At 41.2% G+C, this 14,939-nt stretch carries 15 protein-coding genes; 2 read left to right on the plus strand and 13 right to left on the minus strand.

Translation table 11 applies throughout. The features are described 5' to 3' along the window. Window positions 1-57 precede the first annotated feature (57 nt). The 11 genes from pyrR to ADH51_RS10140 form a co-directional block, all read right to left on the minus strand. Window positions 58-579: a bifunctional pyr operon transcriptional regulator/uracil phosphoribosyltransferase PyrR gene (gene pyrR, locus ADH51_RS08575; RefSeq protein ID WP_002890254.1), complete on the minus strand. Its 522-nt coding sequence runs from the start codon at window positions 577-579 to the stop codon at window positions 58-60. 220 nt (window positions 580-799) lie between these two features. Continuing rightward, window positions 800-1,690: an RluA family pseudouridine synthase gene (locus ADH51_RS08580; protein WP_048676132.1), complete on the minus strand. Its 891-nt coding sequence runs from the start codon at window positions 1,688-1,690 to the stop codon at window positions 800-802. After that, window positions 1,674-2,135, minus strand: coding sequence for a signal peptidase II (lspA, locus tag ADH51_RS08585; protein WP_048676135.1), 462 nt, complete (start codon window positions 2,133-2,135; stop codon window positions 1,674-1,676). The genes ADH51_RS08580 and lspA overlap by 17 nt, the downstream gene beginning before the upstream one ends. Before the next feature lie 8 nt (window positions 2,136-2,143). Then, entirely contained in the window at window positions 2,144-3,049 is a 906-nt protein-coding gene (locus ADH51_RS08590; protein ID WP_048676138.1) for a LysR family transcriptional regulator, read from the minus strand. Between the two features lie 115 nt (window positions 3,050-3,164). Then, window positions 3,165-4,403 carry a CD20-like domain-containing protein gene (locus ADH51_RS08595; protein ID WP_048676141.1) on the minus strand — a complete coding sequence of 413 codons (1,239 nt, stop codon included), beginning with the start codon at window positions 4,401-4,403 and terminating at the stop codon, window positions 3,165-3,167. 328 nt (window positions 4,404-4,731) lie between these two features. After that, a complete protein-coding gene (locus ADH51_RS08600) occupies window positions 4,732-5,310 on the minus strand; it encodes a hypothetical protein (protein WP_048676144.1) in 579 nt (192 codons plus the stop codon). Further along, window positions 5,303-6,043: a hypothetical protein gene (locus ADH51_RS08605; protein WP_048676147.1), complete on the minus strand. Its 741-nt coding sequence runs from the start codon at window positions 6,041-6,043 to the stop codon at window positions 5,303-5,305. Before ADH51_RS08605 ends, ADH51_RS08600 begins: the two co-directional genes overlap by 8 nt. Next, on the minus strand, window positions 6,040-6,933 hold the full coding sequence (locus tag ADH51_RS08610) for an ABC transporter ATP-binding protein (RefSeq protein WP_048676150.1): 894 nt from the start codon (window positions 6,931-6,933) through the stop codon (window positions 6,040-6,042). Before ADH51_RS08610 ends, ADH51_RS08605 begins: the two co-directional genes overlap by 4 nt. Beyond that, window positions 6,926-7,123 (minus strand): hypothetical protein, encoded by a 198-nt coding sequence (locus ADH51_RS10335; RefSeq protein WP_048676153.1) that lies wholly within the window; start codon window positions 7,121-7,123, stop codon window positions 6,926-6,928. The genes ADH51_RS08610 and ADH51_RS10335 overlap by 8 nt, the downstream gene beginning before the upstream one ends. A gap of 79 nt (window positions 7,124-7,202) precedes the next feature. Next, complete coding sequence (locus tag ADH51_RS10235) at window positions 7,203-7,709, minus strand: hypothetical protein (protein WP_239682187.1); 507 nt, start codon at window positions 7,707-7,709, stop codon at window positions 7,203-7,205. A 334-nt stretch (window positions 7,710-8,043) separates the two neighbouring features. After that, window positions 8,044-9,402 (minus strand): hypothetical protein, encoded by a 1,359-nt coding sequence (locus ADH51_RS10140; protein ID WP_048676160.1) that lies wholly within the window; start codon window positions 9,400-9,402, stop codon window positions 8,044-8,046. Between the two features lie 287 nt (window positions 9,403-9,689). Here ADH51_RS10140 and ADH51_RS08630 point away from each other — a divergent pair, with 287 nt between their 5' ends. After that, a complete protein-coding gene (locus tag ADH51_RS08630; protein WP_048676162.1) occupies window positions 9,690-10,448 on the plus strand; it encodes a peptidylprolyl isomerase in 759 nt (252 codons plus the stop codon). A gap of 36 nt (window positions 10,449-10,484) precedes the next feature. Here ADH51_RS08630 and ADH51_RS08635 read toward each other — a convergent pair whose 3' ends face one another. Next, window positions 10,485-12,386 (minus strand): beta-glucoside-specific PTS transporter subunit IIABC, encoded by a 1,902-nt coding sequence (locus ADH51_RS08635; protein WP_048676165.1) that lies wholly within the window; start codon window positions 12,384-12,386, stop codon window positions 10,485-10,487. A 306-nt stretch (window positions 12,387-12,692) separates the two neighbouring features. Here ADH51_RS08635 and ADH51_RS08640 point away from each other — a divergent pair, with 306 nt between their 5' ends. Then, entirely contained in the window at window positions 12,693-13,328 is a 636-nt protein-coding gene (locus ADH51_RS08640; RefSeq protein ID WP_048676168.1) for a hypothetical protein, read from the plus strand. 70 nt (window positions 13,329-13,398) lie between these two features. Here the strand turns inward: ADH51_RS08640 and ADH51_RS08645 are convergent, their stop codons facing one another. Then, window positions 13,399-14,790 carry an amino acid permease gene (locus ADH51_RS08645; RefSeq protein ID WP_048676171.1) on the minus strand — a complete coding sequence of 464 codons (1,392 nt, stop codon included), beginning with the start codon at window positions 14,788-14,790 and terminating at the stop codon, window positions 13,399-13,401. Between the last annotated feature and the right edge of the window lie 149 nt (window positions 14,791-14,939).

Consider the following 14,939-nt stretch of genomic DNA (forward strand, 5'->3'; position numbering starts at 1 on the left):
TAGCCCGTGTTCAATTAACAAGATACAAAGGACGTTTCACCCTATCTGTCAGCCAACTTAGCTTGGATCAATAATGTTGACACTATCTTTGCCATCAACTTCTGTCACCAAAACTTCGATTTCTTCTGACTCACTTGTTGGGATATTTTTACCAACATAGTCCGCACGGATTGGCAATTCACGGTGACCACGGTCAACCAAGACAGCCAAACCAACACGCGCCGGACGCCCATGGCTAACGATATTGTCAATAGCTGCACGGATAGTACGACCTGTGTAAAGCACATCATCCACAAGGATAACATCCGTTCCATCAATTTCAATAGGGAAAACAGATGTGTCTTGTTCAGCCTTAACATCATCACGGAAAGCCTTAGTATCAAGCTCAATCAATGGCACATCAAGGTTTTCCAACTGTTTCAAGCGCTCTTGGATACGCTGAGCAATATAAACACCACGTGTCTTAATACCAGCCAAGACAATCTTGTCGAGATTTTTGTTACGCTCAATAATCTCATAAGTGATACGTGTAATGGCACGTTTCATGGTTACGTCATCGACGATCTCTTTTTTCTTCATAAAAAGAACCTTTCTAAATACAAAAAAATCCCCTCGAAAACAAGGAGATACACAAAAATATGAGTACAGTTCACCCGTACACTTCTCATGGCTCCTTGCCTGCCTCTCTGGACAGTGATTAAAGGACTTATTTAATTAGGTAAATTATAGCAAATTTCAGACTCTTTTACAAGAAAAAAACGGACGCCTCTCCCAAGAAAGACTATCCGTTTAATAACTGTTAAACTTCTCTCAACTTATCCAAGGTTTCCTTGAAAATAGCAGGTTCTTCCGCTGTAAATTCGACCAATTCTTCAGTCGTAGGATGCGTGAAACCAAGGGTCTTGGCATGTAGAAATTGGCCATGGCCCTTGAGGGTCTTGCGTGGCCCATAAAGAGGATCTCCCGCCACCGGGTGACCGATATAAGCCATGTGCACACGAATCTGGTGCGTGCGACCTGTTTCCAGTTGCAGCTCTACCAACGTATAGTTGCCAAAACGTTCAAGAACGGTAAATCGTGTAACTGCAGGTTTTCCTTTAGCTGTAACCGCCTGCTTCTTGCGGTCCTTGTCTGAGCGCCCAATCGGAGCCTCAATCACGCCTCGATCGTTAGGCAGATTGCCATGCACGATAGCCACATACTTACGAAGGGACTTCTTATCCTTAAGCTCCGCCGCCAAAGCATTGTGGGCCTTATCATTCTTAGCGATCATAAGGAGACCTGACGTGTCCTTATCGATACGGTGGACAATTCCTGGACGAACCACACCATTGATAGACGAAAGGTCCTTGACATGATACATCAAGGCATTGACCAAGGTACCAGACGTGTGACCAGCTGAGGGATGGACCACCATCCCTTGAGGTTTTTTGACCACTGCCACATCCGCATCTTCGTAGATAATATCCAAAGGAATATCTTCAGCCTTGTATTCCAAGACCTCTTCTTCTGGCAATTCATAGGTGATGACATCACCCTCTTTAACCGCATACTTGGCCTTTGCCGACTTACCATTAACCAAGACTGTCCCAGCCTTGATTGCTTCATTGGCCTGACTACGTGACAATTCTGTCAAATCTGCCAAAGCCTTGTCCAGACGGTTTCCCGCCTCTTTAATGATGACTTCCATTTTCCTCTTTCCATAAGATTAAAATCAAGAGCAACACGCCCACCGTTAGATAGGAGTCTGCCACGTTAAATATCGCAAAATCAATAAAATCAAGCTGAACCATATCAACCACGTAACCCAAGTGCAGACGGTCAATAAAGTTACCAATACCACCTGAGATAATCAAAACCAAAGATAGCACCAGCCAAAGACTCTTCTGATAATTCTTAACCAGATAAACCAGAGCCACACCAATCACTAGAACCGTCAAAATCACAAAGAAATATTTCTGATCCTGTAAAATCGAAAAGGCAGCACCACGGTTCTGTAGATAGGTCAAGCTGAAAAGTCCAGGAATAGCCTTGATAACTTGGTTAAGGGCAATATTTGCCACAACCCAATGCTTAACCCACTGATCCAAACCAATCAGAGCTAGAATAGCCAAAGGAATCGCAACCTTACGCATAAATCCTCCTATGGTTTGTATGTATCAAAGTAGTCAAACATAACATTGACAAACTTGAGAGCACAAGACGACAAGTTAATCCCCTTACGACGGACATAAACCATCTTGTTATCCAAATTATCCTCAAGCGGAATCACCGTAATCCCATTCACACTTTGTGCATCCAAGAAGCCAGACCCCGTCGCATAAGCATCCGTACGTTCCAAGATACCGTTCAAAGTCGCACGGTCTGTCACGTTAAACATAAGAGACGAATCTGACGTATCCACAAAGTTCTCAGAATAGTAAAGGTACTCGTCCTTCTCCTGAGTGAAACGCACCGTAGGCAAGGCCGCCAAGTCCTCCATGACCAGACTTTCTTTTTTAGCCAGATGATGCCCCTTACGGAGATAAATGTGCGTCTTAAACGGAATCAAATCAATAGCCTCAAGCCCAAGCTTGTCCATATTTTGCTGGATTCCCTTGCTATTTTGACGATTCAAATAGATAATCCCAATCTCACTGTGTCCCTTGGCTACCTCATCCAAAATCTGAATGGTCGTAGACTCAAAGATACGGAAATCCTTGTAATCAGGGTAACGCTCTGAAAAAGTCGTAATCAAAGGTGGCAAAAAGTCATAGTGCTGGCTGGCAATCGAATACTGGTTACCCTTTTCAGAAGCATTGAGATAGCGATTTTCAAAACTATCAAAACTGCGTACCACCTCAAGCGCACGCTCATAAAAGGTCATACCCTGACTGGTCAAGACAGCCCCCGTCGTTGTACGGGTGAAAATTTGAAAATTCAGCTCCTGCTCCAAATCCTTGATAGCCACTGATAGGCTAGGCTGGCTCACAAAGAGCTTGCTGGCTGCCTCACGGAAGGTTCCGCTGTTGGCAATGGCTACGACATAACGTAGTTGTTGTATGTTCATCTGTGACACTTCTTTCTTGAAAAATCAATCAATTTTATTATACCAGATTTTATCCTCTTTTGTTGATACTAAAAAGCCCAGGCAACCCTGAGCTTGAATGACTAACAAAGTAGTCCTATTCGTCTGATTTATCTGTCAAGAAGTACTCGTTTTCACGTTTGTCATAGTCGAAGGTCAAACGAACAGTATCTACCTTACCATTTTCTGGATTATAATCACGGTAGCTAAGACTCACTGACTGAGTGAGATCGCCCTGTTCAGTTTGTGTCATTTCATGATAAGTGAAGCTAGCCTCTGGGTGTTTTTCAACCACTTCAGAAAGTCGTGTCCCCTTAAGCAAATCAGCTTGTGTACCTACAGACAACTTTTCATAGTCATCTTTTGTCCAGTTGCTATGATAGTCATCGACTTCTTTGACCTTATCATAGTCGAAGGTTGCTGAGGCAGATTTCAAAACATAGACACCGTCTTTTATCTCAAAAGTCAAACGAACATAGTTGTTTCCATCTGTATTTTCTTTTCTATAGGTAAGATCTAGTAAATCTGGTTTATCTTCCTCGTAAGCATCACTATACTCGGCATCAGTCGCCTTACCGTGAGCATCCAAGACCTCGTCCAATGTCAAAGTACCAACCTTCAACTCCTTAAACTGATCCTCAGTCCAGTCAAACTTATAATTCTCATCAATGTACTGATAAGCTCTGTTGCGACCGTCACTTTGGAACTGTTCAGCATGGTTCATGACATATTTCACCGCTTGATAACCTGCTCCAGCAAGCGAAGTCATAAAGAAGATGATTGACATGACTAGGGCAATAATAGATAGTGCCTTGCGTGTCGATTTCAGACTCAAAACCAAAGTCACAATAGCCAAAATGATAAGGAAGAAAGCAAGGAAGGTAAAGACAAAACCGATAGGAAGTGTCCAAGACAAAATGACAAATAGAATCCCCAAAACTAGAATAATGATTGGCAAAGCAATATTAACAAAAGCATTGTTCTTGGTTACTTTTGGCTTGTAATAAGGGTTTTCCAAAGGTATCTGACTTGTCTTTGGAGTTTCTTTTTCTTGCTCTTTCTCCAGATTCAACTCAGGCATGTGATTAGGAGCTTCCTCCTCTAATGTCACCTGAACTTCGTCTAGTTGCGTATCTGCTACTGAGTCAGCAGACACCTCTTCAGTAGTTTCAGAGCTATCCACTTGCTGAGACTCAACCTGCTCAGACACTTGGGCACTTGGTTCCTCCGAAGCGATGACAAAGCCCTCTTTCTTAGCTTCCATAAACTCCTCAGGACTTGGTTTACGACCATTGACGTCCTCAAAGTGACGCACCCATTCTTCTCTAGTTGCCATAGCTGACTCCTTTATCTCTTTTTCTTTATTTTATCATACTTTAATCTGGTCTTATGAAAATAAGGTCGGATATAAGAGATAATTTTTTTAGACTGCCTTAGGTGCTTAAGTGACAAGCTATCTCATAGAAAATGGATGAAAGTCGAAAAAAAACTGCATCCTAAAGTTTGATTTTCTCTGTCACACTTTTTGGGGCAGTTCACTTCTAGTGAATTATAGTATTTTCACTGTCCACTGTAAGTGGGAGTATATCACCTTCACCGTCTCAGAGGATAGGAATTAAAAGAAGATTTCAATAGAAAAAGGACTCTGCATTGAAAAAGAATCCTTAATTTCTTATAATCCCATCAAATAATTTCTTCAAATTCCCAAAACTCACCACTGGAAAGACGAGTCCTGAGTAGAATAAGAGCACGGTGTTTAGAAAATCTACCAAGACTGAAATTCGTTGGAAGCGGATAGTCAGTCGAACCATGACAAGATAATAGCCGAGGAAAATCAGGAAACCAATCAGTACCACGAACAGTCCTTGGAAACTGATGACCTTCAAAGAAAAGTGAGTTGGTAAACCCTGATGAATCAAAAGCAGAGCAATCCAGAAGATCAAAGACAACCAAACAAAGTAAACCACTGCTCGTTGCAGGTAAATTCTATACACTGATTGCAAAGCATACTGGGTGCCAAAAGATTGCCCAGACCGAATCTCGTACTCCAACTCTTCATTTCCCAAGGAAACCACATGGGTCAAGATGAAATAATAATAGAAATAGGACAACTGAAAGTCAGAATTTCCCCTCAAAAGGCTATAAAAACCAAGAATGAAAATGACGTGGTAGAGGGTGTCAAACAGGGTATCCGCCCAGCGTCTCCTGCGAAAGAGATAAAATCGCTTCACTTCATTATACATGGAACAAACTTCCCTTCTTTTTGGCATAGGTCAAACAAGTTTGAAAGCACAAGTAACCCAAGAGCCAGTAAATCAAACCGTATCCCAGTAATAATAAAAGAACGAACCAACTTGGCTGGCGGATAAAACTCACCAAGAGATGGAAAGGCAAGAAACGAGTTAAAGTAGCAATCAAATGACTCGATTGTTCCTGAAAACCAACCCAAAAGAGAATCCCGTAAGCAAGGAGGCTAGTAATACTGGAAATTTTTGTAAAGACAAAGGAAAAACTGGCAAAGAGAAAGCCTAGACCATAAAGGGACGCAATAACCACAAAGGACAGAAGAAAGGTAACAAATGTATCGACCCAGTCAGTAGGAAAGGCAATCTGCTGAACCAAGGCAACCAAGCAAAACAAAGGAATGGCCTTGACCAAGTCCAACAAAATCTGTACGATAATTTTGATAAAAAGCATGCCAAAGATGCTCCTCCGACTCTGAATCACGTTGATAATGGTGCGGTCTGCAATCTCATCTTCGATAAAATAGGTCGGATGAGTGATACTGTGGCTAGAAAAATACCAAGTAAAAAGCAAGATAAACAGCTCAAAAGTATCTTGCTGACTGTCAAAATAGTTCAGAAAACCCGTAACCAGAAAGAAAATTCCCAGATTGGCAAAGAGAAGATTGACTTTGAACTGTTTGTATTCACTGAGTTGGCGACTAAACTCTCGCCCAATCGCTGCTAGCATCATTTGAGCACCTCATACAGCAAATCTTCCAAAGAGGCAGGTTCTCGGGCGAACTGCAAGACTTCCGTTTCTTCTAGCAATAGCCGATTAAGGTCTGAATTTCTGGTCTCTACCGAAATCCCACCATCAAGCACCTTGTAGTCCAGCTCAGGGAATCTTTGTTTCAGTACACTTTCTGCACTCTTATCTAACAGCAAGTGATAGACTTCATGCTGGTGGACATTACCAAAAATCTCCTCAAAGGTTCCTTCACGATAAAGCCGCCCCTCCTGAATTACCACCACCCGAGTACTGACCTTCTCGATAAAACTAGCATCATGACTGGTGATAAAAATACTGGCTTGATGGTGACGAGCATAATCCTGTAAAAGAGTCATCAGCTGTTTTTTTGCCAGCAAATCTAGCCCATTAGTCGGCTCATCCAAACAGAGTACTTTCGGTTTCTGTACTAAAGCTAAGATTAAGGTCAATTTCTGACGGTTGCCCTGGGACAGTTCTGAAACCAGCGTGTCCTTATAAGGGGTAAAAGCCAGCTGGTCACACAAGACATCCACCTCTGCCTTGATATGAGACAAGGCAATCCCATTCAATCCTAGAAAATAATGAAGATTTTCCATAGCTGTCAAATAACTGTACAATCCCTGTCCGCTCTCCAAGACAAACTTGACCAGCGAGTGGATTTTCTTGGAGCGATTAGAAACGCCATGAACACGAACCTCGCCCTTATCCTGCAAAAAAATCCCTGCCAAGAGCTTGATAAAAGTCGACTTCCCGGCACCATTGCCACCAACGATGGAGAAGATTTCACCTGAATCCGCTTGAAAATCAGGAATGTCTAACACCAACTTCTTGTGAAAACTCTTTTGAACTTGTGAAAATGTTATGTTAGTCATTTAAGATTACCCCTTGATTTGGAAGATTCCCTTTAATTTGTTCAATTATTTTTTCAATATCTATAATTTCAGTATTATTAGGAAAATTATATTGCTTTGGAATATAGAGATTGTAGATATACTCATTTTTCCCCTCTTCATTAATACTCTGAGCAATCTCACGAATTTTTTCATTAATTTGTTTTTCCATTTTATCCTCCAATACGGTTTAAAATTGTTTTAACTTCAAGCATTTTGCCATCAATTTCATACATTACTTTAACCACAACTTAACCCTGCATCCTCCTATACTCCTTCGACTTCTCGCCATACCAGTCCTTAGCTGAGTAGCCAAATTGCTCTCTATATTGTTCAGAATATTTAAAAAGGTAATAACCTCGTAGCAAATCAATGGAAAAGACATAAGTCGCAAAGACAAATATGGCAGGCATGATAGGCATCAACACCGCATCAATGCTCCCTCTAGTGTCACTTCCAGTGGAGCGGTCAAACAGCACAAGGGCACCTGTAATCCCTGTCCCACCTAAAAAGACCAAGCCATCTGAAATCTTTTCAGTTATAAGAGCTACCATGGGGCTAAACTCTGTCTGATTTTGAACGGCTTCTGTCAGTTTACGGGGAACCGTTCGAATCAAGTAATAAATGGAAAGAAGAAACATAGCACCCGATAGTATGCTGACAATATTTCGTCGTGTCATCATCATTATACCAGCACATACTGTAAAGATAGCGAGTAAGACCACCATGTAAAAGTAGGTGCAAAATTTTAATTTCATCGGGCTTCTTCTGTGCTTTATTGAAAAGAGCAGATAGACCAGATACATGACTAAATACAAGAGAATCATAGGCCACTGAATCCAAGAAAATGTTAGATTTTGATCAAGCGTCAATCCTTTTATAAACATGGGTGTGATAATAGAGAAGAAATAAATAACAATTGAAGTAATAAACAAGCCAATAAATCGTTTCCAGCTTCCTTTTTGATTGAGCTTTTCTACGGTCTCCTTAGTGACAAGAGACTGACTTTGCTCGAATGTATAATTTAAAAATCTCAATAGTTTTCTCCTTTTATCAAGAAAAAACAGGAAGGTCTCCCCTCCTGTTCCTTAATTAATCCTCGCCATCTGGACCTGATTTATAAGTAAGGTAGAACGTATCGTCATCTTCTTTGGTATCAAATGACAAGTAAACACTCTTGAGTTTACCATCTCCAGCCTCATAGTCACTATAAGAAATGCTCATTTCTTTTTTGAATTCACCTTGACGAGATGTTGAGATTGTGTATTCTGCACTTGAAGCTTTAGGGTGATCCTTAACGATATCTTCAAGTTTCGTACCGTTTGATGGATCAGTGTAATCACCCTTAGTGAGAGCATCAAACTGTTCTTTTGTCCAGTCAGCTTTGTAAGAGCGATCAACTTCAACCTTATCTTGAGGGAATCTACCTGAAGCATATGACAAGATAAATGTACCGTCATATTGTTTCTTAAAGTTTAGGTAAACACTTTCACCATAGTCTTTACCAGAGTAATTCAACTTCATCTCATCGCCAGAGATTTGTGCATCAGAAGCCTTACCATAAGTCTTGATGATAGACTTAACGGTATCCTTACCTGCTTTCAACTTCTTGAACTTAGATTCATTCCAGTCAAATTTAGCATTTTTGTCAATGTAATCGTTGACGTCAGTGCTATCACCTTTTGAGTCTGATTTTGAATCGCTGTCATCATCTTTTTTGTCATCATCATCTTTATCAGCAACTTTTGATGTCTTGCTTGAGCTTGTGCTATCACTAGAATTTTGAGACATTTGGAAAATCAAACCACCAATAGACACAAAGAGCATAAGGCCAGCAACACCTGTTGCGATGATTGAGAGCAATTTCTTGCTTGATTTAAGACTGAAGATAAGTGAAACCACTGCTACAGCAACTGCAAGCACTGTCAAAATAATGAAGAGCCAAGCAGGACCGACAAACCATGCCAAGATGGCAAAGATTACTGCAAGAGCAATCGCAACGATTGGCAAAATAAGGTTGAAGAGTGGTTTATCCGCTGAGCTATCGACTGGATTAGGTACAGTTCCAAATCCTTGAGCTGTAGGGATAGAGGCCTTTTCAAACATGCTTGAATCAAATTGTGGTGTTGGTTGTTGCGCAGGTGCTTCCGAAAAGTCTGCTGTTCCAAATGGTGATACACTGCTTGCTTGTTCTGCGACAGCATCTTCAGCTGTTTCAGCAACATCAGCGATGTCGTCATCTTGAGCGAATTCCTCAGTATCTGAAACGACTTGTGCTGCTGGCACTTCTTCAGCGACAGGTTCATTAGCTGGTGCTTCTACAGATGCTGCTTGAGCAGCCAAAGCACTTGTATCAAAGTCAGCTGCTTTAGCATCCAAAAATTCTTGGGGGCTAGGCTTACGCCCATGTACCGACTCAAAGAGTTCAGCCCATTCTGCTTTAGTTGACATAAAAATCTCCTTTTATCAAGAAATCTAAACAAGAGGTCCCTTCGACTTGGTGAAGTTTTCTATAGTCAGGATCTAGACACCTCTCTCTGATAAGAGCAAGTAGCATATGTCCCTTAAAAAGTCCGACCTCACTTTACAACTTGAGGCAACCTTTCCCTATATCTAGTCCCATGTTCATTTTCTTGTTGATAGTTCCATTCTACCATATTTAAAGACCTCTGTTAACCGTTTCCCAAAAGGTTTTTTTCTGCTACAATAGTAGGTATAATGCACCAAAGGAGTTATATATGAAAAACATTAAAAAGTACATTCCATTAATTATTGTACTTATTATCGCCGGACTAGGTTTTGCTTATCGAGAGAACATCTCACGCGCCGTTCGTGGAGATGCCTACGTTGATAACAAGATATTCACTAAACAATTAGAAAAGGCTCAAAAATCTGGAAAAAATGCCTTTCCACAGTTGTCAGACAAGGTTGGTAAGGACGAAGCTGAAGTTATCCTCCACACTTCAAAGGGGGATATCACAGTCAAACTCTTCCCTACACTTGCTCCTAAGGCTTCTGAAAACTTCTTGAAGCATGCCAAGGACAAATACTATGATGGGCTTACCTTCCACCGTGTAATCAAGGACTTCATGATTCAAAGTGGTGACCCTAAGGGTGACGGTACTGGCGGAGAATCTATCTGGAAGAAAGGGTTCGCTGTTGAGCCTACACCATTCCTATACAACATCCGTGGCGCACTTGCTATGGCCAATACTGGTGCTAAAAATTCAAACGGCAGCCAATTCTACATTGTTCAAAACAAGGACGATCAAAGCAAGCAACTAGGAAATGCCGGCTATCCAAAACCTATCATTGACGCCTACAAAAAAGGCGGTTACCCAGCTGGTGATACTAAATATACTGTCTTTGGACAAGTCATCAAAGGCATGGATGTCGTTGATACCATCGCTAACCTTGAAGTCGATGACAACAGTAAACCAAAAGAGAATGTAACGGTTAATTCCGTTGAAGTCGTTAAAGACTACAAATTCAAATAAACAAAAATCCGAGAAGTTGATTCTCGGATTTCTTTTTTATTTAACAGCGGTAAGGAGATAATCACCAGTGTTAACACGAGCTTCTTTAGTTGTTAAGACATCATCAAAGTCAGCTGTATTGGTTACAATGACTGGTGTGATAACTGGTAATTTAGCGTCTCGGATAGTTGCTAGGTCAAATTCTATAAGTTTTTGACCCGCTTCTACGACATCCCCTGCTTCCACATAGGTCTTGAACCCTTTTCCAGCAAGAGAAACAGTGTCCATACCAATATGGATGAGAAGCTCTGCACCATTTTCAGTTGTCAAACCAATCGCATGACCAGTAGGAAAGACTAAATTCACCGTTGCCTTAGTTGGTGCAACAACAACACCATCGGTAGGATCAATAGCGATACCTTTACCCATAGCTCCTGAAGCAAAGACTTGGTCAGGCACTTGGTCAAGTGGTACGACATTCCCGATGAGTGGGCTAGCAATGATTTCTTGTTGAATTTCTTTAGGAGCAGGTGCAGCTTCCTCAGCTTTTTCTTCAACCTTAGCTACTCCACCACCGTATAGATTTGGTACTCGTACAAAGAGTTGGATAAGGAAGGCAAGAACACCACCCACAATGGCAATGATAATGGCAATGATAACTTTAGAAAGATTACCGTCAGGTCCAATAAGGCTTGGGAAGACAAAGACACCCAGACCACCTATTGAATACGTCTTAATATCTAGGGCCATCATGGCAGCCCCCATAAGTCCTGAAACACCACATGAAATGTAGAATGGCGTTTTCATTGGAAGGGTTACCCCATAGATAGCAGGTTCTGTAACCCCAAAAATAGATGAAATGAAGGCTGGCATAGAGATGGTACGGACTTTTTCTTCTTTCGTTTTAAGCATGATAGCTCCCAACACACCTGTTTGCGTGAAACATGGAAGGATAGCCGCTGAAAGAATAGTAGAACTTCCGTTTGTTGCCACATCTAAGATAGCAAGGGGAACAAGTGCCCAGTGCATTCCGAACATAACCAAGACTTGCCACAAAATACCAAGTATAAGACCAAAGACAATCGGACTAAAATTCATGATTGCTTGGAAAAGGCTTGTCAATCCATCAGAGAAAGTATTGGCAACTGGTCCTACCACCAAGAATGTTAATGGGACAGTAATGAGTAATGTAAAGAAAGGCACTACGAAGACTTTAATGACATCTGGAGTAATCTTGGTAAAGAATTTTTGAATGTATGAAGCCACCCAAACGGCCAAGATAGAAGGCATTACAGTTGAGAGATAGCCACCTGCAGGAAGCGCAAATGGAATAACTCCTAGAACATGACCTTGACCAGCTTTCTGAAGAGCAGTCACCAGCGTAGCAATATCAGGATAAACAAGTGCCGCTGCAATCGCAATAGCTGTAAACTCATTAACCTTGAAACGACGAGCAGATGTCAAAGCAATTAAGATTGGCAAGAACTGGAAGAAACCATCTCCTGCTGCATTAAAGATGACATACATAGGACTCGTTGCAGCTGACAAGCCACAAGCTGCCATGATAGCAACTATTCCTTTGATAATCCCGGCTGCAGCCAAAGGTCCAAGAAAAGGTTGGAAAATACTTGAAACCAAAGATACAAAGCGGTCAAAAAGATTCCCTTTAGGCGCATCACCTTCATCAATATCAAGACTACCACCTGCTGGAAGACCGCCAACTTGGAGAACCTCCGCATAAACATCAGGGACATGGTTACCGATAACCACCTGATATTGACCACCTGCCTTAACAACAGTAACAACACCATCACGGTTCTTAAGGTAGTCATCATCTGCTTTAGACTCATCTTTCAAATCAAAGCGCAAACGTGTCACACAATGTTTTAAGCTATTGACATTTTGCTTACCACCAACGTGTTTGAGAATGTCCTCAGCTAATTCAGTATATTTAGCCATAAGGGCTCCTTTCTTGTCTAGGATTCTAGTTTTCTTTGAGGCTTTTTCAACGAAAAAAACCTAAATAAATACCAAGAACCAATTGGGATGAGCATACACTACTCCCATTAGTTTTTCGTATTTATCTAGGTTTTGCCTGCTGACCAGTAACAATCCTTTTGCTGTGATTCTATCTTATCAGAGTTCAAAAATTTTTGCAAACCCTTACAAAAATATTTTTTGTTTTTGAAGGTAAAATCTTGACCAAGATTATAAGTCATGATAAACTATTGTTAGTTTATAAACTAACAGAAAGAGAGTTACACGATGAAAACAAGAGCAATTATTGAATTTAAAGACACATACGCTAGCATGGAATGCCACGAGCTTGGTTACCAAACCAAGGAAACTGCCTTGGCTATTATTTCTCCTACTGGACATATTCTATCAAGTACACCGCTTTTCAGAAAGGCATATGGTTCAAACACTGCTCACATCGATCAGCTTCCTTTCAATATAGATGATCTCAGTATTACAGTAAGGGGTCTCAGTAAAAAAGCCAAAGCCAACTTGGAAGATTGGATTGCCCATACTATCATTCTTCCAATGGACTATGATAAGTACTTTACTAAGCATCAAGAACTTTTGCACCTCTTAGCAGAGTCACCAATCGTCGAGTCTGTCCAAGCTTTAACTTATAAGACCGTGAAGATTCATTTTTCCGAAGCCCTCAATGATGAGCATATTCGCCAACTGCAAGGGTTTATTCTTGCTCAGGCAGGCATCTATAGCTATATTGGAACATCTACAGTTTCAGACCGAAATGCCTACCAGGCTCTTGAATGGGCTAAACTTGATGTTAATGGTCGTTCACACAACGATCATAAGCCTGCTATTTTCCATCGTAGCAAGGGCCTCTTAGGTAGTTTCTTTCACCACGGAAACCAAGAAAGTATTGCATAACTAATCACTGGGACACCTTGTGTCCTTTTTTTGCAACAAAAAACCCACCATAAAGGTGAGCTAAATTGATTTATTTACTGTGTTTCCAGTTACTATAGATACTAAATACGACAATCCAGATGGCTGCTCCAATAGCTCCGACAACTGTTGACTTTTGCAAGAAGAGACAAACAAAGACGAAGATAAAGAAAAGGATAGTCAATGGATTAAGAATCTTGTAGGCTGGCATAAGGAATCCATCTGCCATAAACTCTTGAGATTTACGGTACTTGAGATGAGCAAGCATAGTCAAGATATAGATGGCAATGTAGACCCCTGATGATGATGCGGTAATCAAAGCGAAGGCATCAGATACACCAGGCAAGACATTGATGAAGGCTGAAACACATACTACAATGGCTGAAACAATGATGGCACGTGAAGGAATACCATTACGTGACAAAGTATCTAGCTTCAAAGCTTTCATGACTTTACTATTTGGTGTTTCCTTAGCAATTTGGAAAAGGTGACGACCTGTAGAGTAAAGCGTTGAGTTCAATGATGACGCCGCTGCTGTCAAGACAACAAAGTTAATGAAGGCTGCTGCCCACTTGATACCAGCCATTTGGAAGACCGTTACGAACGGTGATTCATTAACTGGAAGTTTTTGCCATGGGAAGATAGCCATGAGGGCAATGAGGGCACCCACATAGAAGATGACAATACGAATCGGAATCTCCTTGATTGCCTTTGGTAAGACCTTACGTGGATTTGCTGTCTCCGATGTTGTAATCCCTACAAATTCGATGGCTTGGTAGGCAAAGAAGACCATTTGGAAGGTCATAACAAAGCTTACCCAACCTTTAGGGAACATCTGGAAGCCATGTGTAATATTGGCAAGGCTAGCATGTCCAGCAGGCGTTTCAAAGTTGGTTGCTACCATGAAGATACCTGTTGCGATAAGAGCAAGAATGGTGATAATCTTGATCATCCCAAACCAAAACTCCACTTCCCCGAAAATCTTAACCGCAATCAGGTTAACCGAGCTCAGGATAATCAAGAAGACAATCTGAATCTGCCAGGCAGGCCAACTCGGGAACCAATATTGGACATAAGTTGATACGGCCGTAATTTCTGCCATCCCGAGGAATATCAGTGATACCCAGTAAGACCAACCCGAGAAGAATCCCCAGCCCTTACCAAGGTATTTGGTAATAAAGTTGATAAAGGTGTGCTGGTCAGGATCCATATAGAGCATCTCACCGATCGCTCGCATCATAAGATACATGAAGATACCAGTTAGTATATATACTAAGATGATTGAAGGTCCTGTTAGGGAAAGGGAACGCCCCGCCCCAAGGAAGAGACCTGTACCGATTGTACCAGCGATGGCAATCAGCTGGACGTGACGGTTTTGAAGACCACGCACCATCCCATTCTCAGTTTGGTTGTCGTCGTCTTTATGATGTTGATTTTGCGACATTTTTTTCACTCCAATTCTATTGAGCACGACTCATTTAATCATGCCATTTTTTAACATAACTTATATTTTACCATTTTTGAAATAATTGGTCAATTTTTATACAGAATATTCAGAATTTTATACTTCAAAACAAGGGCTTGGAAAAATTC

The sequence above is a fragment of the Streptococcus sp. 449_SSPC genome, assembly GCF_001073005.1.
Taxonomy (GTDB): Bacteria; Bacillota; Bacilli; order Lactobacillales; family Streptococcaceae; genus Streptococcus; species Streptococcus salivarius_F.

What these genes read in the sequence shown, in the direction of transcription:
- ADH51_RS08610 (WP_048676150.1), bottom strand. Translation starts at nt 6,933, where the DNA reads ATGACTAACATAACATTTTCACAAGTTCAAAAGAGTTTTCACAAGAAG.
- ADH51_RS10235 (WP_239682187.1), bottom strand. Translation starts at nt 7,709, where the DNA reads ATGAAATTAAAATTTTGCACCTACTTTTACATGGTGGTCTTACTCGCT.
- ADH51_RS08605 (WP_048676147.1), bottom strand. Translation starts at nt 6,043, where the DNA reads ATGATGCTAGCAGCGATTGGGCGAGAGTTTAGTCGCCAACTCAGTGAA.
- ADH51_RS08635 (WP_048676165.1), bottom strand. Translation starts at nt 12,386, where the DNA reads ATGGCTAAATATACTGAATTAGCTGAGGACATTCTCAAACACGTTGGT.
- lspA (WP_048676135.1), bottom strand. Translation starts at nt 2,135, where the DNA reads ATGCGTAAGGTTGCGATTCCTTTGGCTATTCTAGCTCTGATTGGTTTG.
- ADH51_RS10335 (WP_048676153.1), bottom strand. Translation starts at nt 7,123, where the DNA reads ATGGAAAAACAAATTAATGAAAAAATTCGTGAGATTGCTCAGAGTATT.
- pyrR (WP_002890254.1), bottom strand. Translation starts at nt 579, where the DNA reads ATGAAGAAAAAAGAGATCGTCGATGACGTAACCATGAAACGTGCCATT.
- ADH51_RS08645 (WP_048676171.1), bottom strand. Translation starts at nt 14,790, where the DNA reads ATGTCGCAAAATCAACATCATAAAGACGACGACAACCAAACTGAGAAT.
- ADH51_RS10140 (WP_048676160.1), bottom strand. Translation starts at nt 9,402, where the DNA reads ATGTCAACTAAAGCAGAATGGGCTGAACTCTTTGAGTCGGTACATGGG.
- ADH51_RS08580 (WP_048676132.1), bottom strand. Translation starts at nt 1,690, where the DNA reads ATGGAAGTCATCATTAAAGAGGCGGGAAACCGTCTGGACAAGGCTTTG.
- ADH51_RS08640 (WP_048676168.1), top strand. Translation starts at nt 12,693, where the DNA reads ATGAAAACAAGAGCAATTATTGAATTTAAAGACACATACGCTAGCATG.
- ADH51_RS08590 (WP_048676138.1), bottom strand. Translation starts at nt 3,049, where the DNA reads ATGAACATACAACAACTACGTTATGTCGTAGCCATTGCCAACAGCGGA.
- ADH51_RS08630 (WP_048676162.1), top strand. Translation starts at nt 9,690, where the DNA reads ATGAAAAACATTAAAAAGTACATTCCATTAATTATTGTACTTATTATC.
- ADH51_RS08595 (WP_048676141.1), bottom strand. Translation starts at nt 4,403, where the DNA reads ATGGCAACTAGAGAAGAATGGGTGCGTCACTTTGAGGACGTCAATGGT.
- ADH51_RS08600 (WP_048676144.1), bottom strand. Translation starts at nt 5,310, where the DNA reads ATGTATAATGAAGTGAAGCGATTTTATCTCTTTCGCAGGAGACGCTGG.